Below are 26,156 nucleotides of genomic sequence, written 5' to 3'. Positions count from 1 at the left end.
CCGGGGGAATAGGGAACGATTCTCCGTCGTGACGATTTCCGGGCGACGAAGAAACGTTAGGGCTGCGCATTTCCCGCGGCTACCGTGGTGCGATGGTGATGTCTCGGCGCGCGATTCTCGCCCAAGCCACGTTCGCCGCCGCGGGCGGTCTCGTGTGGACGGCCGCCCCGGCCACGGCCACCGGGCGCCCGCGCGTGGAGGACTCGCTGCGCGCGGCGATCCGGCGGCTGCACGAGAGCCCGCACGGCCCGCCGGCGGTCGTCGTCGCGATCGGCCGCGGGTCGGGAACTTCCCTCTACACGGCGGGAGTTCCCCGGCTCGGTACCCACCGCTCCCCGCGCGCGGACCACCGCATGCGGGTGGCGAGCGTGGCCAAGGCGTTCAGCGGCGCGACGGCGCTCTCCCTCGTGAGCAGCGGCGGGCTGTCGCTCGACACCACGGTGGGCCGGACGGTGCGCGGGATGCCGCGGGAGTGGTCGGCCGTGACGGTGCGCCAGCTGCTCGGCCACACGAGCGGCATCCCCGATTTCAGCGACGCCACCGAGTTCCGCGACGCGTTGGTCGCGAGCCTGCGCGACCCGCCACCGCCGCGGGAATTGCTGTCGTACACCACCGATCCCGAACTGCTGTTCCGCCCCGGCAGCCGCTACGCGTATTCGAATTCCGACAACATCCTCGTCGCGCTGATGTGCGAGTCGGTCACCGGCCGGCGGTACGAGGACGTGCTCCGCCAGCGCGTGCTGCAGCCGCTGGGGCTGGGCGACACGAGCCTCCCGCGTGGTCCGGACCTGCCGGAACCGGCACTGCACGGCTACGACACCACTGTCGCAGGCCCGCCCGAAGACGTGACGACCACCGTCGCCGCCGGCTGGAGCTGGGCCTCCGGCGGCGTGGTGTCCACACCGGCCGACCTGGTGCGCTTCATCCGCGGCTACGTCGGCGGCGCCCTGATCGACCGCAAGACCCGCGACGCCCAGCTCCGGTTCCTGGCGGGCGGGTCCGAACCACCCGGCCCGGGCACGAACGCGGCCGGCCTGGCCCTCTTCCGCTACGACACCCGCTACGGCCGCGTCTACGGCCACACCGGCAACACCCTCGGCTACACCCAGTTCACCGCCGCCACACCCGACGGCCGCGGCGGCGTCGCGGTGTCCATCACGGCGCAGATCACCCCGACGAGCGGGCCACCACTGTTCGGGCAGCTGCGGGAGATATTCGAGCTGGCGGTCGGGGTGTTGCTCTCGAGCTGACGACCCGCCGCGCGCCGCGCGAATATTGGCTGCCATCTGGCCTGCTGGTGGCACGCCGGCAGGTGATGGTCTGGAACAGACGCCATGGTCGCGCCCGCGTTCGACGCCTACGGCTACTCGGGGTCAGGTTCCTTCTGCACAGGAGACCGGCCTTTCGGTCTGGGTGAGGCGAGGTCGTCGACCGCCAAGAGGCTGGTGGGCCGTACCGGTGACGGTGTGGTGCACCAGCCCCTTGGCAGTGCTTGGCAGAGGCCTCGCATCTCCGCGTCAGACTCTTCGAACCTCCACCGTTAGCGCCCCGGCCGTCGCGCGCGTCGCCGTTTCGGTGAGCCCCGTCAGCGCCACCGGCAACGGGCCGCGGTGCAGGACACCGAGGCGCTGCGTCGCGCGCGTCAGTGCCACATACAGCTCGGCAGCGCCGCGGGGACCGTCCTCGAGGATGCGGTCCGGGTCCACAACCAGCACGGCGTCGAACTCCAGCCCCTTGGTCTCCGCGGCCGGCACGGCGCCGGGCACGTCCGGGGGCCCGATGACGACGCTGGTGCCTTCGCGTCCGGCTTCCTCGCGCACGAACTCCTCCACCGCGGCGGGCAGTTCGGCCTCGGTGACGTGCCGCGACCACGGCTGGACCCCGTTGGCGCGGACCGAGTCCGGCGGGCGGATCCCCGGGGCGAACCCGGCGAGCACGGCGGCCGCGACGCTCATGATCTCCGCCGGCGTGCGGTAGTTGACCGTGAGGGAGCGGTACGCCCAGCGGTCGCTCACGTAGCGGTCCAGCATCGAGGCCCACGACGTCGCCCCGGCTGCCGACCGGCGTTGCGCGAGGTCGCCGACGACGGTGAAGGAGCGGCCCGGGCAGCGGCGCATCAGCACGCGCCAGTCCATTTCGGACAGTTCCTGGGCCTCGTCGACCACCACGTGCCGGTAGGTCCAGTCACGGTCGGAGGTGGCGCGTTCGACGAGGTCGCGGGTGTCGCGCGCCACGAACCGGTCGGCGAGGTCCTCGGCGTAGAGCAGGTCCTTGGCGAGCAGGCCGACGTCGTCGTTGAGGTCCTCGCGTTCGATGAGCGAGTCGAGCACGTCGGCGGCGTAGGCGGCCTGGGCCTTGCGCTCCCGCTCGGCCGCCTGCTCGGCCCGGGCGTCGGCGGCCTTGTCGCGGCCCAGCAGGTCGACGAGCTCGTCGAGCAGCGGCACGTCCGACACCGTCCACGCTTCGCCGTCTTCGCGCAGCAGTACCGCGTCGGCGCCCGCCGCGCGCATCCGTTCCGGTGACTCGTAGAGCGACGCGAGCAGGCCCTGCGGAGTGAGGATGGGCCACAGCTCGTCGACGGCGGCGACGAACCGCGGGTTGCCGGCGAGTTCCTTGAGGAGGGTGCGCTTGAGGTCGTCGCGTTCCTCGCGGTTGTCGCGGCCCAGCCAGCCGCGGCCGATGCGGTTGATCGCGCGCTCGGTGAGCACGTAGGTGACGATCTCGGTGAACACGTCGCGCGCCTCGTTGTGCGGCAGCCCGCTCGCGCGCGCCTCCTCGATGGCCCATTGCGCGGTCTCGGCGTCGATCCGCACGATGACGTCGCCGACCGTGACCGGCACCGGCTCCTCCGGCATCCGCTGCCGGTCGGCGATCGCGGCCGCGAGCACGTCGAGGATCTTCAGCTCGCCCTTCAGCCGCGCCGCCTCCGGCCCGTCCTCGGCGGTCACGTGCAGGCCGGGCACGAAACCGCCGGTGGTCGTGAACACCACGTCGGTCTCGCCCAGCGACGGCAGCACGCGCCCGATGTGCTGCAGGAACGCCGGGTTCGGCCCGACGACAAGCGCGCCATGGCGTTCCATCCGCTCCCGCTGCGTGTAGAGCAGGTAGGCGACGCGGTGCAGCGCCACCACGGTCTTCCCTGTGCCCGGGCCGCCTTCGATCACCAGCACGCCCGGGTGGTCGAGCCGGATGATCTCGTCCTGCTCGGCCTGGATCGTCGCCACGATGTCGCGCATGCCCTCACCGCGCGGCGCGTTGACGGCCGCCAGCAGCGCCGCGTCGGCGTCACCGTGCTCGCCGGTGGTGGGCCGGCCGAGCACCTCGTCGGTGAACTCGCGGACCCGCCGCCCGCGCGTGTGGAACTGGCGGCGCCGGCGCACGTTCTCCGGGTGCGCCCCGGTCGCGGTGTAGAACGGGCGCGCCGCCGGCGCCCGCCAGTCCAGCAGCCCGGGCCGGTACTCGTCCTCCTCGTCGAACAACCCGATGCGGCCGATGTAGGACACGTCGTCGTCGAGCGTGTCCAGGCGGCCGAAACACAGGCCGTTGTCCACCACGTCCAGCCGCCGCACCTCCCTGCCCAGCGCACGCACGCGCACGTCGCGCTCCATGGGCGTCCCGCCGTTTTCCCCCAGCGCGGCCTCGTACTCGCCCTTCACCCGCGCGCGTTCGCCGTCGAGGCGCGTGTAAAGCCGGGCGACGTAGGCGCGCTCGGACCGCAATTCCTGTTCGTACCCCTCAGCTGACACAGATCCCCTTCACCACTCTCGCCGCCACCACGTTTTCGCAGGTCGCGGCTTCAGGGTGGTGATTGTGCGGCATCACCCGGGTCTTGCCACAAGCCCCGGGGTGCGTTATACGTTGATAGTGGCGGGGGAGCGTGTGCTTTCTTCCCGCCTGTTCCCGGCCTCGAGAACCCCTCGAACAGGTGAGCCGGATCTTGCTCTTCATGTTCACGCCGTGTTCGCGCATACCGTCGGCAGTTCTACAAGGCCCGGCCGCGCTCGATATCCTCCCCGACGGCGGCTGGACCTCGGTGTACGTGCAGGTGCTCAACGCCGGGACCGCGGCAGCGTCCGGGGTGCGGTTCAGTGTGACGCTGCCGCCCGAGCTGCAGGAGAGCGGCAGCATGACCACGAACCAGTGGGACTGCTCGGGTGAGGGACGCACCACCACGTGTGCGTTCGTCGGCGACCTCGCCGCCGGTGCCGAGCCCTACGGGCTGAGCCTGACCGCGGGGGTGTCCGGCGCGACCGTGGGCGGGGCGTCCGACGTCACGGCGGAGGCGTCGACGACGTCACCCGACGCGAACGCGGCGAACGACACCGACCGGCAGACGCTGACCTACGTCGGCAAGGGGATCGTCAAGACGCAGTTCTGGAATGACCTCAACGCCGACGGGCTGCGGCAGCCGGGCGAGCCCGCGGTGGACCCGGGCGGCATCAGCGTCCGTTCGGTGGGCGACGACGACCTGTACGGCGGGGCGAACACCTTCGACGGGCAGTACTCCGAGCAGGTCCCGGCGAAGGAGTACTACGCGGAGGTCGAGGTCCAGACCAGCCGGTGGCTCTTCACCACGCCGGACGCCGGGGACGACCGCGTCGACTCGGACTTCACGCCGAACGGCGAGAACCAGTACTTCCAGACCGCTCGCACCGAGCCGTTCACGGTCACCGACGGCGGCACGGTGCAGGTCGACCGCGGCGTGGTCGCCGTGGCCGCGGTCAGCTGACTTCCGGCACCGACCGGACGGTGGTTGGCGTCGCGCGGAACCCGTCGCGACGCCCACCACCGCGTCGAGCGCCTCAGCCGTTCTGCTCGGCCCACCACTTCCGCCCGCTCTCCGGCAGCGTCGAAATCGGGTCGTAGTACGGGTACCGCCGCTGCAAGGCCTCCGGGTCCGCGTGCTCGATGCCGGTGCGGTAGTTCTTCGTCCAGTAGGAGATGCCGCGGTCGCGGTCGTAGTCGGCGAGCTGATGGACCCAGCGCTTGCCGACGTAGGGGACGTCGCAGACGATGCGGGGGGTGGCGTAGCCCGGGAGGTAGCCCATGATGGCGTGCTGCAGGTCCTGGGCTTCCCACACGGCGACGCGCCAGTGTTCGGCGTTGGGGATCATGTCGCACATGTAGAAGTAGTACGGCAGGATGTTCGCCTCGCCCTGCAACGCGAAGCACAGGTCCAGCAGTGCGGCGGGGGTGGCGTTGACGCCGCGCATCAGCACGCCCTGGTTGCGCACGTCGCGCACACCCACCTCGAGCGCGGTGCGCGCGGCTTCGGCGACCAGGGGCGTGACGGACTGCGCGTGGTTGACATGCGTGTGGATGGCGAGGTTCACGCCGCGCCGCTGGGCTGTGACGGCGACGCGCTCGAGGCCCTCGGTCACCTTCGGCTGCAGCCAGTGCTGCGGCAGCGCGGCCAGCGCCTTGGTGGCGAGGCGGATGTCGCGGATGGTCTCGATGTCCATGAGGCGCATGAGGAACGACTCGAGCTGCGGCCACGGCACGTTGGCGACATCGCCGCCGGACACCACGACGTCGCGCACGCCCGGGGTGCGCTTGAGGTAGTCGATCATCGCGTCCTGGCGGTCGACTGGCTTGAGCGTGAGCTTGTGCTTCTCGACCTGCTCCGTCGAGTTCCCGACGAGGTCCATGCGCGTGCAGTGCCCGCAGTACTGGGGGCACGTCGAGATCATCTCCGCGAGCACCTTGGTCGGGTACCGGTGCGTGAGACCCTCGACGACCCACATCTCGGCCTCGTGCAGCGAGTCGCGCTCCGAGTGCGGGTGGCTGGGCCACGCGAGGTCGCGGTCGCTGCGCACGGGCAGCATGTAGCGGCGGATCGGGTCGGCGTAGAACGCCTCGGTGACCTTCGCCGGGTCGCTGCCGGCGGACGGGGCCATCGTGTTGAGCATCTGCGGGGGCAGCAGCATCGACATCGTGGCCATTTCCCGCTGGTCCGCGAGCAGGTCCTCGTAGAACCGCTCCTCCAGCAGATCACCCATCAGCGCGCGCAGCTGTTTGACGTTGCGGACGCAGTGCACCCGCTGCCACTGCGCGTCGCGCCACTCGGCGTCGGTCACGTGGTGCCAGCCGGGGAAGCGGCGCCAGTCCGGTTCCACCAGCTCGGTGCGCGCGTACTCGTACGGCTGGTCGTGGGCGGGAGGCGGCACAGGTTCCTGGATCGCAGTCATCTGTACTCCAGTCATTCGTGCTTCAAGTCGTCGGTAACGCGTTAAATTATCCTGCCATAACGTTCTCACGACGTAAATCTTCTTGCACGGTGACTGTGCGTGCCGCAGCGGTCAGACCACTGCGGCACGCGTTCTCAAGCTGCCGGACGGATGTTGTGGTTCACGCGGAAGAGGTTGCCCGGGTCGTAGACGTGCTTCACCGCGGCGAGCCGGTCGTAGCGCTCCGGCCCGTAGATCGCGCGCACCGCGGCGGCCGACGAGCCCTCGTCGGCCGAGAGGAAGTTCGGCGACTGCCGCTCGGCCGTCCACGGCTCCAGCGCGCCGACAACGGTGTCGAGGGCAGCGCGCAGCTCCTCGGCGCGCTCGGGACCGCCGACGCCGAGGGCGAACACCAGGAACGGCACGCCGCGCACAGGGACCGCGTTCGGCACCGCGGGCTCGCGGTCGAGCGCGCCGCCGAGGGCGCGCAGCTCCACGCCCAGCAGCGGGCAGTCCGAGTCCGGCCCGGTGAGTTCGACGAGCGCGTCGATCGTCTCGGCGGTGATCTCGCGCAGGCTGGTGGTGCGGTCGTAGTACGGGAGCGGGTCGGCCGGGTCGAGGTGGATCTCGCCGATCGAGCTGAACGGCTTGTCTTCCACCAGGTCCAGGAGCACCGGGGCGACGTCGCGCAGTGGCGCGAGGAGCCGTTCGGCGGCCTCGGGCGAGCCGAGGTGGGCGAAGCGCAGGTGCACCACGAACGCGCCGCGCAGCACATCGGGCAGCTCGGGTGCCGGCGGCAGCCGTTGCACCATCACCGAGGTCGTGGCCTCCTCCGGCAGCAGCGGCACCCACTGGCGCCACGCGTGCAGCACCACGGCCAGGTCCTCGCCCGCGTAGTAGAGGCCGCCGCCGTAGAAGCGGGTGACGGGGAACAGGTCGAACTCGAGCGCGGTGACCACGCCGAAGTTGCCCTTGCCGCCGCGCAGCGCCCAGAACAGGTCGCGCTCGGTCTCGGCCGTCACGGTCCGGTGCGCGCCGTCGGCGGTCACGACCTCGATGAGCCGCACGTGGTCGGCGGCGTAGCCGCGGGTCCGCCCGATCACGGGGCTGAGGCCGCCGCCGAGCGTGTAGCCGACGACGCCGACGCCCGGCGCGGACCCGGCCAGCGGCGCCAGCCCGTGCTCGGCCGCCGCGTCGAGGACCTGCTGCCAGCGGGCGCCGGCCTCGACCCGCGCGGTGCGCCGCCGCGGGTCCACGGTCACGCCGGTCATGCGGCTCGTGGTGATCAGCACCGCGTCGCGCACCTGGGCCACGACCTGGTGAGCCGTGGCCTTGATCGCTACGGGCAGTGATCGGCGCCGCGCGAACCGGACGGCGTTCTGCACGTCGGCGGACGAGGCCGCGGCGACGACGAGCGCGGGTTCGAGCGGGTTGTTGAAGTTGAAGGCGGCACACTCGGTGGCATATCCGGGCTCGCCCGGCAGCAGCACCTCGCCTTCGGTCACAGCGACGAGGTCGGTGATGTCTTCGGCCTGGATGAGCCCGGTCACCGGGCTCGCGACGATCTGGTGCATCGAAGTCCCCTGTCTCCCGCCCGGCCGGTCACCCGCACCGCGCGTCCCCTTCGGCGGCCACCTGGCGGCGGCGCTCCCTCACGGACCAAGCACGTGCCGACCGGCCCGACCCGTTCAGGTGACCTGGCTCACAGGGGTGAACTCGTGTTCACACGGAGTGAGGAAAACCGACCCCGGGCGGTCGGCGCGCGCGACGCGGGGGAGACTCGACACCGTGACGAACGACAGCACGACGCTCCTGCTCGGCGGCAGGATCTACACCCCGTCTTCCCCCGACGCGACGGCGCTGGCCGTGTCCGGCGGCACCGTGGTCTGGGTCGGCCAGGACGCCCCCGCCCGCGCGCTGCACCCGGACGCGACGGTGGTCGATCTCGACGGCGCGTTCGTCGCCCCGGCGTTCGTCGACGCCCACGTGCACGCCACCGCCACCGGCCTGCACCTGACCGGCCTCGACCTCACGCGCGTGCGTGGCGCCGGCGAGCTGCTGGCCGCGGTCCGTGCCGCCGTCGCCGCCGCGCCGGGTCAGGTGCTGCTCGCGCACGGCTGGGACGAGTCGGCCTGGACCGACCCGCGCCTGCCCGGCCGCGCCGAGCTCGACGACGCCGCCGGCACCACGCCCGTCTACCTCAGCCGCGTCGACGTGCACTCCGCGCTCGTGTCCACCGCGCTGATCGACCTCGCGCCCGAGGCCCGCGTCGGCGAAGGCTTCTCCGCCGACGGACCGCTCACCCGCGACGCCCACCACAAGGTCCGCGCGGCCGCGCGCGCCGCGATCAGCCCGCAGCAGCGCACCGCGGCGCAGCGCGCGTTCCTCGCCGAGGCCGCCGCGCGCGGGATCGTCGGCGTGCACGAGTGCGGCGGCCCGGACATCGCCGCCCAGGACGACTTCGCCGGCCTGCTCGCCCTCGCCGCCGAACCCGGCCTGCCCGAGGTCGTCGGCTACTGGGGTGAGCTCGGCGGTCTCGACACCGCCCGCGCCCTCGGTGCCCACGGCGTGGCGGGCGACCTGTTCGTCGACGGCGCGCTCGGCTCCCGCACCGCCGCGCTGAGCAGCCCGTACGCCGATGAGCCGGGCACATCCGGTGCCCTCTACGCCGACGCAGCCGGCATCGGCGAGCACCTAGCCTCGTGCACCGAGGCCGGGCTGCAGGCCGGGTTCCACGTGATCGGCGACGCGGCCGTCGCGGAGGTCGTCGAAGGCTTCCGGCTGGCCGAGAAGGAGGTGGGCCAGCGCGCGCTCGCCGCCCGCCACCACCGGCTCGAGCACCTGGAGATGGTCACCGCCGACCAGGCCCGCGTCCTCGCCGGCTGGGGTGTCGTCGCCTCGGTGCAGCCGCTGTTCGACGACGCGTGGGGCGGCGACGCCGGCATGTACGCCGAGCGCCTCGGCGCCGACCGCGCCGCCGGGCTCAACCCGTTCGCCACGCTCGCCGCGGAGGGCGTGGTGCTCGCCTTCGGCTCCGACTCCCCGGTGACGGCGCTCGACCCGTGGGCCGCCGTCCGCGCGGCCGTGCACCACCACACCCCAGCCGCCCGGCTCTCCGCGCGCGCCGCCTTCACCGCCCACACCCGCGCGGGCCACCGCGCCGCCGGCGTCAACGACGGCGTGACCGGCAGCCTCGTGCCCGGCGCACCGGCGCACTACGCGATCTGGGACGCGACCGACCTCGTCGTCGCCACGGCCGACACCCGCGTGCAGCGCTGGTCCACCGATCCGCGCTCCGGCGTGCCGCCGCTGCCGCGCCTCGACCCGGGTGCGCCGCTGCCGAAATGCCTGCGGACGGTGCGCGCAGGCACGGTCATCTACGACCAGTTCACCTCCGCCTCCTAGAGTTCGGGGCGTGGCAGTGACTGTCGTGGACCCCGAACCGGGCGCTCCGCACGAAACGACCTCCAAGCGGCGGAAACGACCGCGGTTCACGCGTGCGTGGCTGGTGCGGCTCGTCGCCGCCGGCGCCGCGGGCTACCTGTACTACCTCAGCTTCGCGCCGAGACCGCTGTGGTGGCTCGCGCCGATCGCGTTCGCCGGGTTCGCGCTCGTCCTTCGTGGACGGTCGCTGCGCGGCGCGTTCGGCTACGGCTTCGTCTACGGCGTCGTGTTCTTCCTGGCGTTGCTGGTGTGGCTGCAGGACTTCCTCGGCCGGGAGTTCGGGCCGTGGCCGTGGCTGGGGCTGTCGTGCGCGCTGTCGCTCTACTTCGGACTCGCCGGGGTGCTGATCCGGGTCGTGTCCCGGTTGCCGCTGGCGCCGCTGTGGGGGGCGCTGGTGTTCGTCGCGCTGGAGACGCCACGGGCGTGGTTCCCGCTCGGCGGCTTCCCGTGGGGCCGCGTCGCGTTCAGCCAGCCCGAAGGCGCGTACCTGTCGCTGGCGTCCGTCGGCGGCGCGCCGCTCGTCGGACTCGCCGTGGTACTCAGCGGCTTCGGCCTCGCCGCGCTGGCCGCGCGGTGGTGGGAACAGCGCAAGCTGCGCGACCGCCGGCTCATCGCGCCCCTGGTGCTCACGTTCCTGCCGGTCGTCGCCGGGCTGGCCGTGTGGCCGACAGTCGGCACCGACGCACAGGACGGCTCGCTCACCGTCGCCGCTGTGCAGGGCAACGCGCCCGACATCGGCATCGCGCTCGAAGGCCAGCGCGACGTACTGCGCCAGAACCACCTCGAGGAGAGCGCGAAGCTCCTCGCGCAGATCCAGGCGGGCAAGGTGCCCAAACCCGATCTGCTCGTGTGGCCCGAGACCGCCACCGCGGTCGACGGCGACGACCCGGCGGTGGACCAGATGGTGAACTCCTACGGCGTGCCCGCCATCATCGGCGCGCTCTACCGCCTGCCCGACGGGACCGCCCAGAACTCCGCGATCGTGTGGGACCCGAAGACCGGGCAGGGCCAGCGCTACGCCAAGCAGCAGCTGGTGCCCTTCGGGGAGTACGTGCCCGCCCGCGACATCGCGCGGCTGGTCACCCCGTTCGTCGACGACACCGCCGACATGCGCACGGGCGACGGCAGCAACGCGGCCCTGTCGGTCGCGGGCACCAAGGTCGGTGTGTTCATCTGCTACGAGACCGCGTTCGACTACCCCGCCCGCGAAGCGACCGACGACGGTGGCGAGCTGCTCGTCGTGCCGACCAACAATGCGTGGTACGGACCGGGGGAGATGAGCTACCAGCAGCTGGCGATGTCGCGGCTGCGCGCGGTCGAACACGGGCGCGCCGTGGTGGTCTCGGCGACGTCCGGAGTGAGCGCCCTGGTGGCCCCGGACGGGACGATCACCAGCTCAACCGGCCTTTTCACGGCAGACGCCCTGGTCGGCCGCATGCCGCTGCGGACGCAGACTACGCTGTCGGATCGACTCGGTGCGTGGACGGAGTACGGACTGCTGGCACTGGCGATCGCCGGTATCGCCGGCGGGTTCGTACTCCGTTTTCGCACCCGGCGCACTCGCGCCGGCACGACAGCAGGGGACGCGGCGGGCTGAACCGCCGGATTCGGAGGAGACGGATGGCGCAGGCGCCGCGGGGGGCCGAAGGAATCGAGCCGGTGCTGGTGGTGATCCCGACCTACAACGAGCGGGAGAACCTGGGCCCGGTTCTGGACCGGCTCCACAAGGCACTCCCGGACGTCCACGTGCTCGTCGTCGACGACGGCAGCCCGGACGGCACCGGTGAGCTCGCCGACGAGCGGGCCGCCGCCGACGAGCGCGTCCACGTGCTCCACCGCACGGAGAAGGCGGGGCTGGGCAAGGCCTACATCGCCGGGTTCCGCTGGGGCCTGGCGCAGGGCTACGCCACGTTCGTCGAGATGGACGCCGACGGCTCGCACGCCCCGGAGGACCTGCCGCGGATCCTGGACGCGGTCACGGACACCGACCTGTCCATCGGCTCGCGCTACGTGCCCGGCGGCAGCACGGTCAACTGGCCGCTGAGCCGGCAGCTGCTCTCGCGCGGCGCGAACATCTACTCGCGCATCGCCCTGGGCCTCAAGGTCTCCGACATGACGGCCGGCTTCCGCGCCTACCGCCGGCCGGTGCTGGAGAAGCTCGAGCTCGACGAGATCGCCTCCCACGGCTACTGCTTCCAGATCGACCTCACCCGCCGCACCGCCGACGCGGGCTTCGACATCGTCGAGGTCCCCATCACCTTCACCGACCGCGAGATCGGCCAGTCGAAGATGAGCGGCGACATCATGCGCGAGGCCTTCTTCCGCGTCGCGGAATGGGGCGTGAAGCGGCGCCTGGAGCAGGTCAAGCGCCTGCTCGGCCGGCACTGACGTACTGAGTTCCCGCGAGAGTCCGCCGTCCTTTTCCGGGGCGGCGGACTCTCGCATGTCCGGAGAAAGCTGTGCTGGAGCTTACGCGGGTCGTCCGCTACGGCCGTCCAGTCGACGCTCTCGATCCCGTCCACGTCGCGCTCGTCACCCTCCGAGGCGTGGGAACCCACCTTCTCCGGCCAGCCGCACAGGCGGGCTGGCAGGCCAACCAGGGGAGCAACCCGCCGTAGTCGCCCCGGACATGCGAAAGGCCCCCGTGGAGGGAGGTCACGGGGGCCGATCGATCGGGGGATGGGTGGGAGCCAGCTACTGGCCGAGACTCACGCGGACCGGCTGGTCCGGCGTCCCTTGAGCTCGGCGAGACGTTCGTTCAGCAGGTCCTCGAGCTCGGGAATGGAGCGGCGCTCCAGAAGCATGTCCCAGTGGGTCCTGGGAGGCTTGGTCTTCTTCTGCTCGGGCTGCCCGCCATCGACGATCTCGCTCTCGCTGCCGTGCAGGCGGCATTCCCAGACGGTCGGGATCTCGGCGTCGTCGGAGAACGGCACCTCGAACTCGTGGTTCTTGGGGCACGCGTAGCGCACGGTGCGGCGCGGGGCGAGGTCGTGATTGCGGTCGGTCTCGTAGCTGACCGCTCCCAGCCGGCTTCCACGGAGAACACGGTCGGCCATGATGGGGTCCTTTCAGTCAGCTCCGGGTGGAGCCAGGGTGTTGCTCACCCTATGCAACGAACGAGGCGTTCGGGGGATTCCCCGGTAACCATGTCGTTGCTCACGATGAGCTGTGTCACCCTTCGGCATCAGCTTCCTCTACTGGGACAGGTTTCGCGCTCCGGCGTGACGCAGACACCGCCTTCCAAGTGCGGATATCCCCCAGTTGGGCTACTGGCGATCCGTTCACGACAACCGTAACTGACCGTGGTGGGCCGTCACGGGACCCAAGTCACCCAACCGGAAGTGTCGGCGGCACAATACCTGATAACGGACCGTAGTGGATTCAGCATCGGAACGTGCCGAAGCTGAAGATTCAACTACAGGCTGTTCGGTATCTGCTACTACAACGGTGTCACCCTCGCGGAGTATTTCGTCGTCCCGCACGCGTGCGTTGAACCGGCCCGGCAGCCCGCACCAGCACAGCACCTCGACCTGCACCGGCTGCAGCTCGTCGGCCAGTTCGAACAGCCGGCCCGCACCGGGGAACAGTCGGCTGCGGAAGTCGGTGGCGATGCCGAAGCAGTACACGTCGATGCCGGCCTCGTCGGCCAGCTCCGCCAGCTGGTCGACCTGCGCGGGGGAGAGGAACTGCGCCTCGTCGACGATGATGTAGTCCACGTGCTGCCCGTCGGCCCAGCGCTCGCGCACCAGGTCGCGCACGTCCGTGCCCGCGGCGACCTCCGTGGCGAGGCGCGTGATCCCGATCCGGCTGCTGATCTGCGGCGCCCCGGACCGGTCGTGGCGCACCAGCACCAGCCCGCGCCGGCCCTGCCGAGCGTGGTTGTGGTCGATCTGCAGGGCCAGCGTCGACTTCCCGCAGTCCATCGGGCCGTAGCAGAACTTCAGGCGGCCGCCCCGGGCGCGCGCGGCAGGGACCGGGGACAGCGCGTCGGTGGGATCGTCGGGCACGGCTTCTTCGAGGGCAGTCACGACGATCGACCCTATCCGGCCCCGGCCCGCCCGCTCACAGCACGGCGGGCGGACGGTTCCCGGCCGCCACGATCGCGCGCCGCACCGGCACCAGCGCCACGAACACGAACCCGAGGACGAAGAAGACCACCAGCGCGACGATCGCCAACCGGAACGACCCCGTCGCCTGCCCGACGCCCGCGAACACCAGCGGACCCAGCCACGACGTGCCCTTCTCACCCACGACGTAGAGCGAGTAGTACTGCGCGTCCTTGCCGGCCGGGATCATCTGGCTGAACAGCGACCGCGACAACGCGTTCGTGCCGCCCAGCACCAGCCCGATTCCCACCGCCACCGCGTAGAACTGGAGTGGCTGCTCCGGCTGGATGAAGTACGCGCCCACCAGCACCACCACCCACAGCACCAGGCTGCCCAGGATCGTCCGCTTCGCGCCCAGCCGGCGCGCGACCAGCCCGTGCAGCACCCCGCCCACGTAGGCGAGGAACTGGATCACCAGCACCGTGATGATCAGCACCTCGTCGGAGAAGCGCAGCTCGTCCTTCCCGTACTGTGCCGACACCGCCACCACCGTGGAGATCCCGTCGGCGAAGAGCAGGTAGCTGCCCAGGAACGCCAGCGTCAGCGGGAACGCCTTCGCCTCCACTGCCGTCCGCCGCAGCTCCCGGAACCCGGCCCGCAGCACCGACACGCCACGCTCGACCGCCACCGGTGTGTGGACGTGGGGGAGCGCGCGCACCACCGGAATGGTGAACACCGCCCACCACAGGCCGGAGGTCAGGAAGCAGATCCGCACCGCCGTGCCCGTGTCCACGCCCAGCGCGTCGCGGCTGAGGTAGAACGCCAGCTGCAACGCGAGCGCGAGCCCGCCGCCCAGGTAACCGAACGCCCAGCCCTTCGCGGACACGGAGTCACGCTCGTCTGGCCCGGCGATGTCGACCAGGAACGAGTAGTAGACGACCAGCGAACCGCCGTAGCCGATGTTCGCGACGATGAACAGCGCCGCGCCCAGCTGCCAGTCGGAGCCGGCCATGAAGAACATCAGCGCCGACGCCGCCGCGCCGAGCCACGCGAACCAGCCCAGGATGCGCCGCTTGTTCCGGCTGCGGTCGGCCACCGCGCCCGCGATCGGCAGCACCAGCACCTGCACCACCGTCGCCACCGACAGCAGGTAACCCCACGTCGAACCGGCAGGAAAATGCAGCCCGAACAACGACACGTCGCAGTTGTGGAGCTTGTCGTCCACACCGGACGCGTCGAGGCACGCCTTGTCCCCGTTAAGGGTGATGTTCTGCTTCGCGTCCGCCGCCGCGACAGTGCTCATATACAGCGCGCCGAACACCGTCGTCACCGACGAATAGAACGGCGAATTGGCCCAGTCGTAGAAGTACCAGCCCCACCGTTCCCGCTTCTTGTCACGGGTCTCGGCCAGCGTCATCCACGGCTCCTCAGCGGTCGCGAATCTCCAGGTCAGGCGGCAGACTACTGGGGCGGCCGCGCGCGACACCGCCGAACGGGTAAACCGTGTCCGGTTCGTCGCTTGCCGATCATCCGCGCTGCGCCGAACGGCTCCCGAAATAGCGCGGCGAGCGTGTCGCTCACGTGATTCTTTACCGATTTGTGTGAGACTGGTGTGCGTGTTGTGACTCTTGTGGTCAATGGGTCACGTGCTTACTGTGCAACCCATGACCAACCGCGTTCGCACTGCTCACCGCGGCGCCGTGAGGATCCTGCTCCTCGCGGCCGCCGTCCTGGGGCTGCAGCTCGCCGTCGCCGGCGCCGCGTCCGCGGACCCCGCTTCGAGCGCCTGGGCCAAGCTGCGGATGTGCGAGTCCAGTAGCCGCTACACGATCAACACCGGCAACGGCTACTACGGCGCCTACCAGTTCGACCTGCCCACCTGGCGCAGCGTCGGCGGCCAGGGTCGCCCCGACCAGGCCAGCCCCCGCGAACAGGACTACCGCGCGCTCTACCTCTACCGCATGCGTGGCTGGCAGCCCTGGCAGTGCGGCGGGATGCTCAAACTCGTCGGCGACGCCGACGCGCGCAGCAAGCGCATCCCGTCCTACGACGAATCCGCCTACATGGGCGGCACCGGCCTGCCCGCCCCGCCGACCCTGAAGCCCCAGCCCGCACCACCCGCGCCGCCCGGCGGCATGCCCGCCTGGCCCGGAGTCGTCTATGCCTACGGCGACTGCGCACCCGCGCTCAAAACGTTCCAGCTGCGCATGAACGCCTTCGGCTACGGCTTCACCGGCACCGGCTGCTACTACGACAAGACCAAAACCGCCGTGCTCGACCTGCAGCGCGCCAACGGCATCAAAGACTCCGGCCGCCTCGGCCCGCTCACGTGGAAGGCCGCCTGGCAGGGCAAACGCCCCAGGTAGAAACGCGGCTCAGCCGGCCTGCTGCCACACACCCCGCTCGACCAGCACGTCGCGCAGCAGGTCCGGCCGGTCCGTCACGATCCCGTGCACACCCAGGTCCAGCAGCTCCCGCATCTGCGCAGGATCGTCGATCGTCCACGCGTGGACCTCGAACCCCGCCCGCTCCGCCGTCTTCACGAACGAACGGTCCACCACCGTCAGCGGCCCCTGCTTCGCCGGCACCTGAGCCAGATACCCGCCCGCGAACCGGCTCAGCGGCAAGGGCGGCACCCACCCGTTGGCCCACACCATCAGCACCGACCGCGGCCCCATCGCCGTGCACAGCTTCGGCCCCGCCAGCCGCCGCAGCCGAGCCAGCCGCGAGTCCGAAAAGGACGCCGCCGCCACCCGGTCGATCGCACCCGTGCGCTCCAGCACCCGCACGAACGGCTCCACCGCGCTGTTGGCCTTCACGTCCACGTTGAACCGAGCCTGCGGCAGCTCCTCCAGCACGTCCTCCAACCGCGACAACGTCGCCCGCCCACCGACCTTGACGCCCTTCACCTGCTCCCACGTCTGCGCCGCGATCGACCCGCCACCATCGGTGGTGCGGTCCAGCGTGTCGTCGTGATGCACCACCACCACACCGTCCGACGTCGCGTGCACATCCGTCTCGACGTACCGGTAACCCTCCTCGACCGCGCGCTTGAACGCCGGCAGCGAGTTCTCCATCCCCTCCAGCTCGTCGAGGTGCCACCCGCGGTGGGCGAACGCACGGGGGAGCGGATCGGCCAGATACGGAAACGGTGGGCGCATCTCCACAGTGTGCTCCACCGGCATGGCCTCGGCATGAGAACACGATGGCCAGCTAGGGTCTGGCGGGTGAGGGAACTGGCCGAGCACCCGATGACCGGCGACGAACTGGTCGTACCGCGCCGCAGCAACGCACCCAAGCACTGCGGCTGGTGCGGCCGCCGCCTGCCCGAGGGCGGCAACGTCGGCCGGCGCCGCCGCTACTGCGGGCAGTCCTGCCGCCAGCGCGCCTACGAACGCCGCACCGCCCTGCAACGCAGCGGCCTGCCCGAAGACGCCGTCGTGCTCTCCGACACCGAGATCGCCGCCCTGCAGGACCGCCTCTTCCAGCTGCGCTGCGCCGCCGAGGACATCGCCACTGCCACCCAGGACGGCGCCGACGCCAACGAGCTTCGCCGCCTCGCCGAAGCAATCGTGCACGCCGCGAAGGACCTCGAGCAGCTCCGCTGAGGATTCACGCGGCTCCGCCGGGATTTCAAGCGGCTCCGCCGGCCCGCGCGGCGGACTAGAGTCCGGAATGTCCCCGGGGGACTGCCGGCAGCGAAGCCGCGCGCCGGCCGAGCGAGGGAGACGCCCGTGACGAAGGCCGCGTTCACACCCGCCACCGAACTCGACGCCGTCCGCGAGCTCACCGTCGGCGACCTGCTCCGCGAAGCCGCCGACCGAGCCCCGGACGCACCCGCCCTCGTCGAAGGCCTGCCCGACCCCGCAGCGCGGCGCCGCTGGACCTACGGCGAGCTCCTCGGCGAAGCCGAAGACGCCGCCCGCGCCCTGCTCGGGCGCTTCGAACCCGGCGAACGCGTGGCCGCCTGGGCCAACAACATCCCCGAATGGGTCCTGCTCGAGATGGCCACCGCCCTCGCCGGCCTGACGCTCGTCACCGTCAACCCCGCCCTGCGCGAAGCCGAACTCCGCCACGTCCTCGGCCAGTCCGGCGCCTCCGGCGTGTTCCTCGTCGGCGAATACCGCGGCACCCCCATGGCCGCCATCCTCGACCACGTCCGCCACGACCTACCAAACCTGCGCGAAACCATCCGGTTCGAAGACTGGCGCGCCTTCCGCGCCTCCGGACTGCCCACCCAGGCCCTGCCCACCGTCGAACCCGGCGACCCTGCCCAGATCCAGTACACCTCCGGCACCACCGGCACCCCCAAAGGCGCCGTGCTCCACCACCGGGGCATCACCAACAACGCCCTGCTCTCCTACGCCCGCACACTGGACATGCGACCCGGCGAGAACTTCGTCAACCCCATGCCCCTGTTCCACACCGCCGGCTGCGTACTCGCCACCCTCGCCCCGATCGCCACCCTCGGCACTCAAGTCCTGATGCCCTGGTTCGACCCCGCACTACAGCTCGCCCTCCTCGAACAGGAGAAGGGAGTGGTCTTCGGCGGCGTGCCCACCATGCTGCTTGCCCTGCTCGGCCACCCCGACTTCCCCAAGACCGACCTCAGCTCCGTCCGCTACGCCCTCAGCGGCGGCGCGACCGTGCCACCCGCCCTCGTCCGCCGCATCGAAGCCACCCTGGGCGTCCCGATGTCCATCATCTACGCCCAGACCGAAGCCTCACCCGGCATTTCCATGACCACCCCCGCCGACAGCGCCGACGACCGCGCCGAAACCCTCGGCCGCGCCCTGCCCGCCTGCGCCGTGAAGATCGTCGACCCCCTCACCGGCGAAATCGCCGCCACGGGGGAGACCGGCGAGCTCTGCACCCGCGGCTACCACGTGATGACCGGCTACCACGCCATGCCCGAACAGACCGCCGCCGCCATCGACGCCGAAGGCTGGCTCCACACCGGCGACCTCGCCCGCATGGACGACCGCGGCTACCTCACCATCGAAGGCCGCGTGAAAGAGATGATCATCCGCGGGGGAGAGAACATCTACCCGCGCGAGATCGAACACGTCCTGCTCGACCACCCCGCCGTCGCCGACGTCGCCGTGGTCGGCATCCCCGACCCGGAGTGGGGCGAACAAGTCGGCGCGTTCGTGCTCCTGCGGCCCGGCGCCGACGCCGGCGAGGAAGAACTGTTCGCCCACGTCCGCGAACACCTCGCACCGCACAAGACACCCAAGGTGTGGCAGTTCGTCACCGAGTTCCCGCTCACCGGCTCCGGCAAGATCCGCAAACACCTGCTCCGCGAGCAGTACATGGCCACCCACTGAACCCTCAGCCCGCATCACCCGCGCCCAGCCCGTCCAGCGCGCGGTACGTCCGGTTGCTCGCCGCCGCGGCCCGCTGCTCCCGGCCCGTCGCCTCGATGTAGTTCTGGCTCGTGGCCAGGCTCGCGTGCCCCAGCAACGCCATGATCTCCGACGCCGTCGCCCCGTCCTCCGCCAAGCGCGTCGCGAACGTATGCCGCAACGCGTGCAGATTCGCGCCCGCCGGAACCCGGTCGTGCAACCCCGCCCACCGGTAACACGACTTCACCAGGTACTCCAGAGCCCCGCGCCCGATCGGCTCACCCGCCCGATCGCGCAGCAATGGCTCCGCCGCCGGGAACCGCAACTGCGGAAACCGCCGCCGGCACGACTTCCCGTAGTCCTCGATCAGCTTCGCCAGCACCGGCTGCACCGGGATCGACCGGTCCCGGCTGCCCTTGCCCGAGACGTGCAACCGCAGCTCACCGTCACGGCCCACCACCGAACGCGGCGTCAGCGCCCGCATCTCCGCCGCCCGCAACCCCGCCACCAGCCCGAGCGCCAGCACCAGCACGTCGCGTTCCGGCCACGGATCCCGCGCGCGCCGCGCACCGTCGGCTGCCGCGGCGAGCAACCGCTCCGGAGTTTCCTCACCCCGCAACGGTTTCGGCACCAGCGGGGGAGTCTTGGGCCGGGCGACCGCGCCCATCGGGTTGCCCGCCAGCAGCCCGTCGGACACGCAGAACGTAAGGAACTGGTTCCACGTCGACCACGCCCGCAGCACGGAGCTCTTCGCGTGCCCGTCGGCGAACGCGCCGAACGCCGTCCGCAACGCCGGCGCCGTCAGATGCTCGACATCCAGCTCCTCGGGCGCGCGGCCGAGCTCCTGGAGCAGGAGAGTGGTGATCCCGGCCAGATCACGACGGTAGGCGGCAGTGGTGTGCGGCGAGTCCTTGCGCGGCCGCCGTGCCGCGAAGAACGCTTGCTGCGCCTCGGAAACCAGCATCTGGATCTTGTACAGCACAGCACCGACAGTTCTGTCGCCCGGATGCTTGTCCGGTATGCTGCATAATGGCGATTATGCATGAAACATGGCCACGGCAGGGGTGAATCCCCTTGGGGGACAACGGTTCTCTCGGTCTCGCGTCCTCGGCTCGCATGGCCGGTTTGGCGAGTCTTCGACTGTGTGGTGCAGGATTGTCGAGGGATCGTTCATCTGTTCGAGTGGTTGTCTGAGGTCGTTCCAGGCGGCTGTGTCGAGAGCTGATCGACTGTCGATGCTCCAGTACGCGTGTTGGTTGCGTACTTTCGATGTCCCGCCAGTCCCGTTCAATTCGTCACGGTGACGAATTGAACGGGTGTTCCGGGGTGGTATTGACGGCTGAGCTCGGGGATCTCCGCCGAAGTCTCCGGACGGCCTCCAGGAGGCTTGCTCAGGACCTGTCGTGTGGTGAAGGTTCGGTCAGGTGCGGATCGCGGCGCTCCGGCGGGCTTCCCGGGATGCTCTCTCGTTCGCGGTGCTCAAACCGCTGGAATCAGCCTCCTGAAGCCCCTCTCCGGGCTTCCTTCAGCAGGTCGGCCAAGTGCCGATAATGTACATTATGTCAAGTCGCGGCAATCGGCCGCTCCTCCGGATCAGAGACCGGTGTGGACCACTACTCCGCAGCCGCTGGCACCTCGTTGGCCGAACGCCGACGTCGGGACCGTGACCGGTCTGCCCAATGGACCCATCCGAAGATCATCAAGAGATCGATGGCCCCGCAGACGATGCCGACGGTGAAGTCGACCTCGTCGGGCCTGTGCAGGTCCACTGCCGCTGCCGGGTCGGCTACCACGTCGATGACCGAGCCCGGCTTGTCGCCGTCCACGGCCACGACGCCGTGCTGCCCGTCCGGCGTGACGACGGCCAGGCCGTTGCGCGTGTACTTGCTCGGCGGCGTGAACTGTGCGGCGGTCCAATGGTCGGTGTAGCCGGTTGCGGTCGCCTGCACCTGCACGCCACGGGTCTCCAGGACGAATCCGTCGACGGCGGTGAGTCCGGCCATGAAGATGATCACGATGTGGATGCCGGCGACGAAGATGCTCAGCAGGCCGAACACCGCGGACCGTGCCAGGATCGCCGGGATCACGAGGATCAGGGCGGCGCTGACCCAGATCAGCAGAGTGCCGCCGCTGCCGTGGAACACGGTCAGTGCGACGCCGACCCAGGTCACCGCGAGCAGCCCGAGTGTGGCGAACACCGTACGCACCCAGATCATGGCCGAATCGTAGCGGCGCGAGGCAGCGGAATGCGGGGGTGTTCCGGGCGTTCGCCCGGTCGGGGTCGCTCGGGGTGTGCGTGGCCGGTCTCGGCTGCCTCTCCCCTGGTCTCAGGTCGTCGCGAGCATGTCGACGTAGTGCGGGTTGGACATGATGCCGAGGACGTTGCCGAACGGATCGACGACCGAGGCGGTGACGAATCCGTGGCCGCGTTCGCGCAGGCCGTCGTGTTCGGTGGCGCCCAGGGCGATGAGGCGGTCGTGTGCGGCGGGCAAGTCGTCGACGTGCCAGTACAGGATCGCGCCGGCGGGGCCTTCGGGCGCCGGTGGCAGGTATTGGCGGTCGATGATGCCGAGCTCGGCCTCGTGGTCGCCGAGGCGGTATTCGATGTAGCCGGGCCTGGCGAAGTACGGCTCGATACCGAGCACGGTCGTGTACCAGGCCTGGGCGGCGGAGAGGTCGTCGGCGGAGAAGTTCAGGGTGGCCATTCCACGCAGCATGGTGTGGTCCTTTCGTCCGGTTTCCCAGCCAAGCACGCCCCACTCCCCCTTGGCTGGGCGACTTTTTTGGTGGGGGCCGGCGTAGTTGACTGAAGTAATGAATCAGTGCTTCACTTCTTGACGTGCCCTACCGCAGGACTCCCAAGGTGCAGGAGCGCCTCGACGCGCTGCGCGACTCGATCGTCGCCGCGGCGGTCGAGCAGCTGGCCGAGCACGGCTACGCGGGCTGTTCCGTGGCGGCCGTCGCGGAGCGGGCCGGGGTCGCCGTCGGCACGGTGTACCGGCACTTCCCCACCAAGGCCGAGCTGGTCGTGCGGGTGTTCCGTCAGGTCGTGACGCGGGAGGTCGAGGCGGTGCGGGAGGCGTCGGCGGGGCCGGGTGAGCCGGCGGAGCGGGTGGCGGCGGTGTTCGAGACGTTCGCGGCGCGCGCGTTGAAGGCGCCGCGGCTGGCGTACGCGCTGCTGGCCGAGCCGGTGGACGCGCTCATCGACGCGGAGCGGCTGGAGTTCCGGCGCGCTTTCCGGGATGTGGTGGCCGAGCACGTGGCCGCCGGGGTGCGTTCGGGTGCGTTGCCCGCGCAGGATTCCGTGCTGACCGCGGCGGCGCTGGTGGGTGCCGCGGCGGAGGTGTTGATCGGGCCGCTGCGAGGCGGTGCGGTGAGTGATGTCGTCGAGTTGCGGACGTTCGTCGTCCGGTCTTTGGGAGGTTCCGATGTCCGCCACGCATGAGGTCACCAACCAGGTGCCGCCGTTGGTCTACGACGTCGCGAAGGATCCGGCGCTGCTCGAGTCGCTGGATCGCGCGGACGCGGGCTGGGCGGCCGAGGAGGTCCACGAGCTGGGCCGGCTCGCCGGGAGTGAACAGGCCCAGGAGTGGGGCCGGATCGTCAACGAGAACGAGCCGGTGCTGCGCACGCACGACCGGTACGGGAACCGGATCGACGAGGTCGAGTATCACCCCTACTGGCACGAGCTGATGACCGTCGCCGTGTCGCACGGCTTGCAGGGCGCGCCGTGGCGTGACGAGCGGGCCGGGGCGCACGCGGCGCGGGCGGCGAAGATGTACGTGTGGGGTCAGGTGGAGGCCGGGCACACATGCCCGATTTCGATGACCTACGCGGCGGTTCCGGCGTTGCGGGCCAACGCGGAGCTGGCGGCGCTGTACGAGCCGCTGCTGGCGTCGACGGAGTACGACTTCGGGCTGCGGGAGCCGAGCACCAAGCGCGGGCTGATCGCGGGCATGTCGATGACGGAGAAGCAGGGTGGCTCCGACGTGCGGGCCAACACCACGACCGCGCGGCCGGTCGCCGATGGTTCCTACCGGCTGGTGGGCCACAAGTGGTTCACCTCGGCGCCGATGTCGGATCTGTTCCTCACGCTGGCGCAGGCGCCCGGCGGCCTGTCGTGTTTCCTGCTCCCCCGCGTGCTGCCCGACGGCAGCCGCAACCCGATCCGCCTGCAGCGGCTGAAGGACAAGCTGGGCAACCGGTCGAACGCGTCGTCGGAGATCGAGTACGAGGACGCCGTGGGCTGGCTCGTCGGCGAGGAGGGCCGCGGGGTCCGCACGATCATCGAGATGGTGAACAACACGCGGCTCGACTGCGCGCTCGGCAGTGCGTCGGGGATGCGGCTGGGTGCGGTGCGGGCGGTGCACCACGCGACGCACCGGCACGCGTTCGGCAAGGCGCTGGTGGATCAGCCGTTGATGGCGAACGTGCTGGCCGACCTTGTGGTTGAGTCCGACGCGGCCGCGACCGTGGCGATGCGGCTCGCGGCGGCGGGCGATCGGCCGGACGACGCGCAGGAGCAGGCGTTTCGGCGCCTCGGGCTGGCGGTCACGAAGTACTGGGTGTGCAAGCGGGCGCCGATGCACGCGGCCGAGGCGCTGGAGTGCTTCGGCGGCAACGGGTACGTCGAGGAGTCCGGGATGCCGCGGCTCTACCGCGAGGCCCCGCTGATGTCCATCTGGGAGGGTTCGGGCAATGTCGCGGCGCTCGACGCGTTGCGCGCCATGACCCGCCAGCCCGAGTCGATGGCGGCGTTCTTCACCGAGGTCGAGCAGGCCGCCGGTGCTGACGCGCGGCTGGACGACGCCTTGGACCGGCTGAAGAAGGAACTGTCCGATCTGGACGATCTGGAGTTCCGGGCGCGGCGTGTGGTGGAGTCGATGGCGTTGGTGCTTCAGGGTTCCCTGCTGGCGCGCCACGGTGATCAGGCGGTGGCCGACGCGTTCTGCGCGTCGCGGTTCGCCGGTGACTGGGGCATCGCGTTCGGCACGCTGCCGGCGGGCACGGACACCTCGGCGATCATCGACCGCGCCCGGGTGTAACCGGGGCGTTTCGCGGACACGGGGCCGGGCGGCCCGCTAGCGTGCGCGGTTATGACCGCCTCCGAAACCGACTTCGTGTCCGCCACCCGCACCGCCTACGACACCGTTGCTGTGTCCTACGCCGATCTGCTGAAGGACGCCCTCGCCGCGAGTCCGTGGGAGCGCGCGATGCTGGACACCTTCAGCGAGCTGGTCGGCGCCGGAGCGCGGGTCGGTGATCTCGGGTGCGGGCCGGGCCGGGTCACGGGGTATCTCGCGGGGCGCGGGCTCGACGCGTTCGGGATCGACCTGTCCCCCGGCATGGTCGAGGTCGCGCGTGAGGCGTATCCGGGGCTGGAGTTCGAGGTCGGGTCGATGGCCGCGTTGCCGCTGGCCGACGCGTCGCTGGCGGGTGCGCTCGCGTGGTACTCGCTGATCCACACTCCGCCGGGGCAGTTGTCGGTGCTGATCATGGAGCTCGCCCGCGTGCTCGAGCCGGGCGGGCGGCTGCTGACGGGATTCCAGGTCGGTGCCGAACGCCGGCACATCGCCAACGGCTACGGCCACGACATCTCCCTCGACGCCTACCGCCTCGACCCGGACTTCATCGCCGGTCTGCTGACCGAGGCCGGCCTCACGGTGGAAGCCCGGCTGGTTCGCGCACCGGAGCCGCCGCACGAGAAGACTCCGCAGGCTTATCTGTTGGCGCGCAAGGAAAGCTGAGCTACTCGCGCAGCCGGGCCAGCACCGCGTCGAGGGCTCGGCGCACCGAGTCGGACACGCCGTCGTGGCGCAACGCGGTCTTCAGCTGCTCGTTGATCCCTCCCGGTGTGATGTGCTTGCCGGTCAGCTCGGTGAGTGATTCGGTGCCCAGCGACTCGCCCAGCTGGGCGAACAGGTGCGTCACGTAGGTGTCGGCGGCGCCGGGTTCGACGCCGTGGCCGGCGAGCCAGCTCGCGATGGTGGCCAGGTAGTCCAGGTGCGCGGCGAAGGTGGCGGTCGCGGCGCTGAAGACGTCGAGCGTCGGCTCGTCGGGCGGGACGACCGCCCCGCCGAGGGGCTCGAACAGGCCGCGGGCGACGGGGTGGTCCGGGAACAATGCGGTGAGGCTCTGCCGGCGCGCGGCCTGGGGAAGCGGGATGGTCCGTACGACGGGTGCGGCCGGCGCGGTCCACTCCCGCAGCGTCGCCAGCGGTACCCCGGCCACGGCGCTGAGTACCGCGTGGTCCGGCCGGAACTCCAGCTCTGCCACCACTTCCTGCGCCACGGCGGGCCGGACCGCGAGCACGATCACCGAAGCCGCGTCGAGCACGTCCTCGTTGCTCGCGCAGACAGCCACGTTCGGGAACCGCCCGGCCAGCTCGTGTGCGACCTGCCGCCCGCGCGGGGAGAGGAACACGGCGGGCGGGTCAGCCACCTCCGCGCTCAGTCCTTCGACGATCGCGGCCGTGATCTCCCCTGCTCCCACAAACCCGTACGCCCGCATGCCCCCGCCCTCCTAGTGTGGACCTCGACGATCGGAGGTCACCCGTGCACGCCATGCACTACGAGATCACCCTGCCCGCCGACTACGACATGCAGATCATCCACCGCAGGGTGCGCGAGCGCGGGCCGCTGCTGGACGAGTTCCCCGGGCTGGGGCTCAAGGCGTACGGGGTGCGCGAGCGCGGCGTCGACGGCTCGCAGCTCAACCAGTACTCCCCCTTCTACCTCTGGCACGACCCGGCCGGGATGCACTCGTTCCTGTGGGAGGGCGGGTTCCGCGGGATCGTGGACGACTTCGGGCGCCCGCCCGTGCAGCACTGGACCGTGCTGGCGTTCGAGGAGGGACCGGCGTTCGGCACGACACCTCGCGCGGCCGGCAAACGCACCGAAACCCTGCCGCGCGAGGTCCTTCCGGGTGACGTGATCACGCCGGCGCTGGCTGACCTGTCGGAGCACTCCCAGCGCGACGGCGTCCATTCCGCCGCGCTCGTGATCGACCCGCGCGGCTGGGAGCTGGTGCGCTACACGCTGTGGGCCGAGGACGCACCGGACGAAGACCCCGTGCGGTACCGGATCGGGCACGTGTCGATGCCGGAACTGGGGAAACTTCGCCGTGGCAGGCAGTGGTGAACTCGGTACGGTGAT

Annotated in this window: 23 protein-coding genes; 12 read left to right on the top strand and 11 right to left on the bottom strand. The window is 70.8% G+C overall.

The features are described from left to right. Window positions 1-92: 92 nt before the first annotated feature. A complete protein-coding gene (locus tag K1T34_RS45130; RefSeq protein WP_255638034.1) occupies window positions 93-1,250 on the top strand; it encodes a serine hydrolase in 1,158 nt (385 codons plus the stop codon). A gap of 267 nt (window positions 1,251-1,517) precedes the next feature. Here K1T34_RS45130 and helR read toward each other — a convergent pair whose 3' ends face one another. Further along, window positions 1,518-3,746 (bottom strand): RNA polymerase recycling motor ATPase HelR, encoded by a 2,229-nt coding sequence (gene helR, locus K1T34_RS45125; RefSeq protein WP_220240749.1) that lies wholly within the window; start codon window positions 3,744-3,746, stop codon window positions 1,518-1,520. Window positions 3,747-3,925: 179 nt separating this feature from the next. Here helR and K1T34_RS45120 point away from each other — a divergent pair, with 179 nt between their 5' ends. Next, window positions 3,926-4,729 carry a DUF11 domain-containing protein gene (locus K1T34_RS45120; RefSeq protein WP_220240748.1) on the top strand — a complete coding sequence of 268 codons (804 nt, stop codon included), beginning with the start codon at window positions 3,926-3,928 and terminating at the stop codon, window positions 4,727-4,729. Window positions 4,730-4,802: 73 nt separating this feature from the next. Here the strand turns inward: K1T34_RS45120 and K1T34_RS45115 are convergent, their stop codons facing one another. Both K1T34_RS45115 and K1T34_RS45110 read right to left on the bottom strand, forming a co-directional pair. Then, window positions 4,803-6,188, bottom strand: coding sequence for a KamA family radical SAM protein (locus K1T34_RS45115; RefSeq protein WP_220240747.1), 1,386 nt, complete (start codon window positions 6,186-6,188; stop codon window positions 4,803-4,805). A 134-nt stretch (window positions 6,189-6,322) separates the two neighbouring features. Further along, entirely contained in the window at window positions 6,323-7,741 is a 1,419-nt protein-coding gene (locus tag K1T34_RS45110) for an FAD-binding oxidoreductase (protein WP_220240746.1), read from the bottom strand. A gap of 214 nt (window positions 7,742-7,955) precedes the next feature. Here K1T34_RS45110 and K1T34_RS45105 point away from each other — a divergent pair, with 214 nt between their 5' ends. From K1T34_RS45105 to K1T34_RS45095, 3 genes are read left to right on the top strand one after another with little or no spacing between them, the layout of a single operon-like run. Continuing rightward, the gene (locus tag K1T34_RS45105) at window positions 7,956-9,572 is read left to right on the top strand and encodes an amidohydrolase (RefSeq protein ID WP_220240745.1); all 1,617 of its coding nucleotides are present in this window, start codon (window positions 7,956-7,958) and stop codon (window positions 9,570-9,572) included. A gap of 10 nt (window positions 9,573-9,582) precedes the next feature. After that, window positions 9,583-11,208 carry an apolipoprotein N-acyltransferase gene (lnt, locus tag K1T34_RS45100; protein ID WP_220240744.1) on the top strand — a complete coding sequence of 542 codons (1,626 nt, stop codon included), beginning with the start codon at window positions 9,583-9,585 and terminating at the stop codon, window positions 11,206-11,208. A 23-nt stretch (window positions 11,209-11,231) separates the two neighbouring features. Further along, window positions 11,232-11,999, top strand: a complete 768-nt coding sequence (locus tag K1T34_RS45095; protein ID WP_220240743.1) for a polyprenol monophosphomannose synthase — start codon at window positions 11,232-11,234, stop codon at window positions 11,997-11,999. Between the two features lie 320 nt (window positions 12,000-12,319). On the opposite strand, the gene K1T34_RS45090 is transcribed toward K1T34_RS45095, so the two are convergent. The 3 genes from K1T34_RS45090 to K1T34_RS45080 form a co-directional block, all read right to left on the bottom strand. Continuing rightward, window positions 12,320-12,667 (bottom strand): RNA polymerase-binding protein RbpA, encoded by a 348-nt coding sequence (locus K1T34_RS45090; RefSeq protein ID WP_091613651.1) that lies wholly within the window; start codon window positions 12,665-12,667, stop codon window positions 12,320-12,322. A 225-nt stretch (window positions 12,668-12,892) separates the two neighbouring features. Continuing rightward, entirely contained in the window at window positions 12,893-13,639 is a 747-nt protein-coding gene (locus K1T34_RS45085) for a thymidine kinase (protein ID WP_220240742.1), read from the bottom strand. 34 nt (window positions 13,640-13,673) lie between these two features. Further along, window positions 13,674-15,074 (bottom strand): MFS transporter, encoded by a 1,401-nt coding sequence (locus K1T34_RS45080; RefSeq protein ID WP_220240741.1) that lies wholly within the window; start codon window positions 15,072-15,074, stop codon window positions 13,674-13,676. 247 nt (window positions 15,075-15,321) lie between these two features. On the opposite strand from K1T34_RS45080, the gene K1T34_RS45075 reads away from it, so the two are divergent. Further along, window positions 15,322-16,023 (top strand): transglycosylase family protein, encoded by a 702-nt coding sequence (locus tag K1T34_RS45075; RefSeq protein WP_220240740.1) that lies wholly within the window; start codon window positions 15,322-15,324, stop codon window positions 16,021-16,023. A 9-nt stretch (window positions 16,024-16,032) separates the two neighbouring features. On the opposite strand, the gene K1T34_RS45070 is transcribed toward K1T34_RS45075, so the two are convergent. Next, window positions 16,033-16,818, bottom strand: coding sequence for a glycerophosphodiester phosphodiesterase (locus tag K1T34_RS45070; protein ID WP_220240739.1), 786 nt, complete (start codon window positions 16,816-16,818; stop codon window positions 16,033-16,035). Window positions 16,819-16,908: 90 nt separating this feature from the next. Here K1T34_RS45070 and K1T34_RS45065 point away from each other — a divergent pair, with 90 nt between their 5' ends. Next, window positions 16,909-17,265, top strand: coding sequence for a hypothetical protein (locus K1T34_RS45065; protein WP_255638848.1), 357 nt, complete (start codon window positions 16,909-16,911; stop codon window positions 17,263-17,265). A 126-nt stretch (window positions 17,266-17,391) separates the two neighbouring features. After that, a complete protein-coding gene (locus tag K1T34_RS45060; RefSeq protein WP_220240737.1) occupies window positions 17,392-18,984 on the top strand; it encodes an AMP-binding protein in 1,593 nt (530 codons plus the stop codon). 4 nt (window positions 18,985-18,988) lie between these two features. On the opposite strand, the gene K1T34_RS45055 is transcribed toward K1T34_RS45060, so the two are convergent. The 3 genes from K1T34_RS45055 to K1T34_RS45045 all read right to left on the bottom strand — a co-directional run bounded on the left by K1T34_RS45055 (window position 18,989) and on the right by K1T34_RS45045 (window position 21,719). Next, the gene (locus K1T34_RS45055) at window positions 18,989-19,984 is read right to left on the bottom strand and encodes a tyrosine-type recombinase/integrase (RefSeq protein ID WP_220240736.1); all 996 of its coding nucleotides are present in this window, start codon (window positions 19,982-19,984) and stop codon (window positions 18,989-18,991) included. 631 nt (window positions 19,985-20,615) lie between these two features. Next, window positions 20,616-21,218: a hypothetical protein gene (locus K1T34_RS45050; protein WP_220240735.1), complete on the bottom strand. Its 603-nt coding sequence runs from the start codon at window positions 21,216-21,218 to the stop codon at window positions 20,616-20,618. Window positions 21,219-21,329: 111 nt separating this feature from the next. Next, window positions 21,330-21,719, bottom strand: a complete 390-nt coding sequence (locus tag K1T34_RS45045; RefSeq protein WP_220240734.1) for a VOC family protein — start codon at window positions 21,717-21,719, stop codon at window positions 21,330-21,332. 122 nt (window positions 21,720-21,841) lie between these two features. Between K1T34_RS45045 and K1T34_RS45040 the strand changes: the two genes are divergently transcribed. From K1T34_RS45040 to K1T34_RS45030, 3 genes are read left to right on the top strand one after another with little or no spacing between them, the layout of a single operon-like run. Next, entirely contained in the window at window positions 21,842-22,447 is a 606-nt protein-coding gene (locus K1T34_RS45040) for a TetR/AcrR family transcriptional regulator (RefSeq protein WP_220240733.1), read from the top strand. Beyond that, on the top strand, window positions 22,431-24,047 hold the full coding sequence (locus tag K1T34_RS45035; RefSeq protein ID WP_220240732.1) for an acyl-CoA dehydrogenase family protein: 1,617 nt from the start codon (window positions 22,431-22,433) through the stop codon (window positions 24,045-24,047). The genes K1T34_RS45040 and K1T34_RS45035 overlap by 17 nt, the downstream gene beginning before the upstream one ends. Window positions 24,048-24,098: 51 nt before the next feature. Next, window positions 24,099-24,749 carry a bifunctional 2-polyprenyl-6-hydroxyphenol methylase/3-demethylubiquinol 3-O-methyltransferase UbiG gene (locus tag K1T34_RS45030; protein ID WP_220240731.1) on the top strand — a complete coding sequence of 217 codons (651 nt, stop codon included), beginning with the start codon at window positions 24,099-24,101 and terminating at the stop codon, window positions 24,747-24,749. Between the two features lies 1 nt (window position 24,750). Here K1T34_RS45030 and K1T34_RS45025 read toward each other — a convergent pair whose 3' ends face one another. Continuing rightward, window positions 24,751-25,512, bottom strand: a complete 762-nt coding sequence (locus K1T34_RS45025) for an NAD(P)-binding domain-containing protein (RefSeq protein WP_220240730.1) — start codon at window positions 25,510-25,512, stop codon at window positions 24,751-24,753. 53 nt (window positions 25,513-25,565) lie between these two features. Here K1T34_RS45025 and K1T34_RS45020 point away from each other — a divergent pair, with 53 nt between their 5' ends. Next, the gene (locus K1T34_RS45020; RefSeq protein ID WP_220247740.1) at window positions 25,566-26,141 is read left to right on the top strand and encodes a DUF4865 family protein; all 576 of its coding nucleotides are present in this window, start codon (window positions 25,566-25,568) and stop codon (window positions 26,139-26,141) included. Window positions 26,142-26,156 lie beyond the last annotated feature (15 nt).

The sequence above is a fragment of the Amycolatopsis sp. DSM 110486 genome (assembly GCF_019468465.1).
Classification (GTDB): Bacteria; Actinomycetota; Actinomycetes; order Mycobacteriales; family Pseudonocardiaceae; genus Amycolatopsis.
Note: the sequence above shows the minus strand (reverse complement) of the source record. Positions and strands in the feature narration are given on the sequence as shown.

Coding starts and splice junctions, on each gene's coding strand:
- K1T34_RS45130 (WP_255638034.1), top strand. CDS start 93: ATGGTGATGTCTCGGCGCGCGATTCTCGCCCAAGCCACGTTCGCCGCC.
- K1T34_RS45115 (WP_220240747.1), bottom strand. CDS start 6,188: ATGACTGCGATCCAGGAACCTGTGCCGCCTCCCGCCCACGACCAGCCG.
- K1T34_RS45110 (WP_220240746.1), bottom strand. CDS start 7,741: ATGCACCAGATCGTCGCGAGCCCGGTGACCGGGCTCATCCAGGCCGAA.
- K1T34_RS45095 (WP_220240743.1), top strand. CDS start 11,232: ATGGCGCAGGCGCCGCGGGGGGCCGAAGGAATCGAGCCGGTGCTGGTG.
- K1T34_RS45090 (WP_091613651.1), bottom strand. CDS start 12,667: ATGGCCGACCGTGTTCTCCGTGGAAGCCGGCTGGGAGCGGTCAGCTAC.
- K1T34_RS45080 (WP_220240741.1), bottom strand. CDS start 15,074: ATGACGCTGGCCGAGACCCGTGACAAGAAGCGGGAACGGTGGGGCTGG.
- K1T34_RS45075 (WP_220240740.1), top strand. CDS start 15,322: ATGACCAACCGCGTTCGCACTGCTCACCGCGGCGCCGTGAGGATCCTG.
- K1T34_RS45070 (WP_220240739.1), bottom strand. CDS start 16,818: ATGCGCCCACCGTTTCCGTATCTGGCCGATCCGCTCCCCCGTGCGTTC.
- K1T34_RS45065 (WP_255638848.1), top strand. CDS start 16,909: ATGACCGGCGACGAACTGGTCGTACCGCGCCGCAGCAACGCACCCAAG.
- K1T34_RS45050 (WP_220240735.1), bottom strand. CDS start 21,218: ATGATCTGGGTGCGTACGGTGTTCGCCACACTCGGGCTGCTCGCGGTG.
- K1T34_RS45045 (WP_220240734.1), bottom strand. CDS start 21,719: ATGCTGCGTGGAATGGCCACCCTGAACTTCTCCGCCGACGACCTCTCC.
- K1T34_RS45035 (WP_220240732.1), top strand. CDS start 22,431: ATGTCCGCCACGCATGAGGTCACCAACCAGGTGCCGCCGTTGGTCTAC.
- K1T34_RS45030 (WP_220240731.1), top strand. CDS start 24,099: ATGACCGCCTCCGAAACCGACTTCGTGTCCGCCACCCGCACCGCCTAC.
- K1T34_RS45025 (WP_220240730.1), bottom strand. CDS start 25,512: ATGCGGGCGTACGGGTTTGTGGGAGCAGGGGAGATCACGGCCGCGATC.
- K1T34_RS45020 (WP_220247740.1), top strand. CDS start 25,566: ATGCACTACGAGATCACCCTGCCCGCCGACTACGACATGCAGATCATC.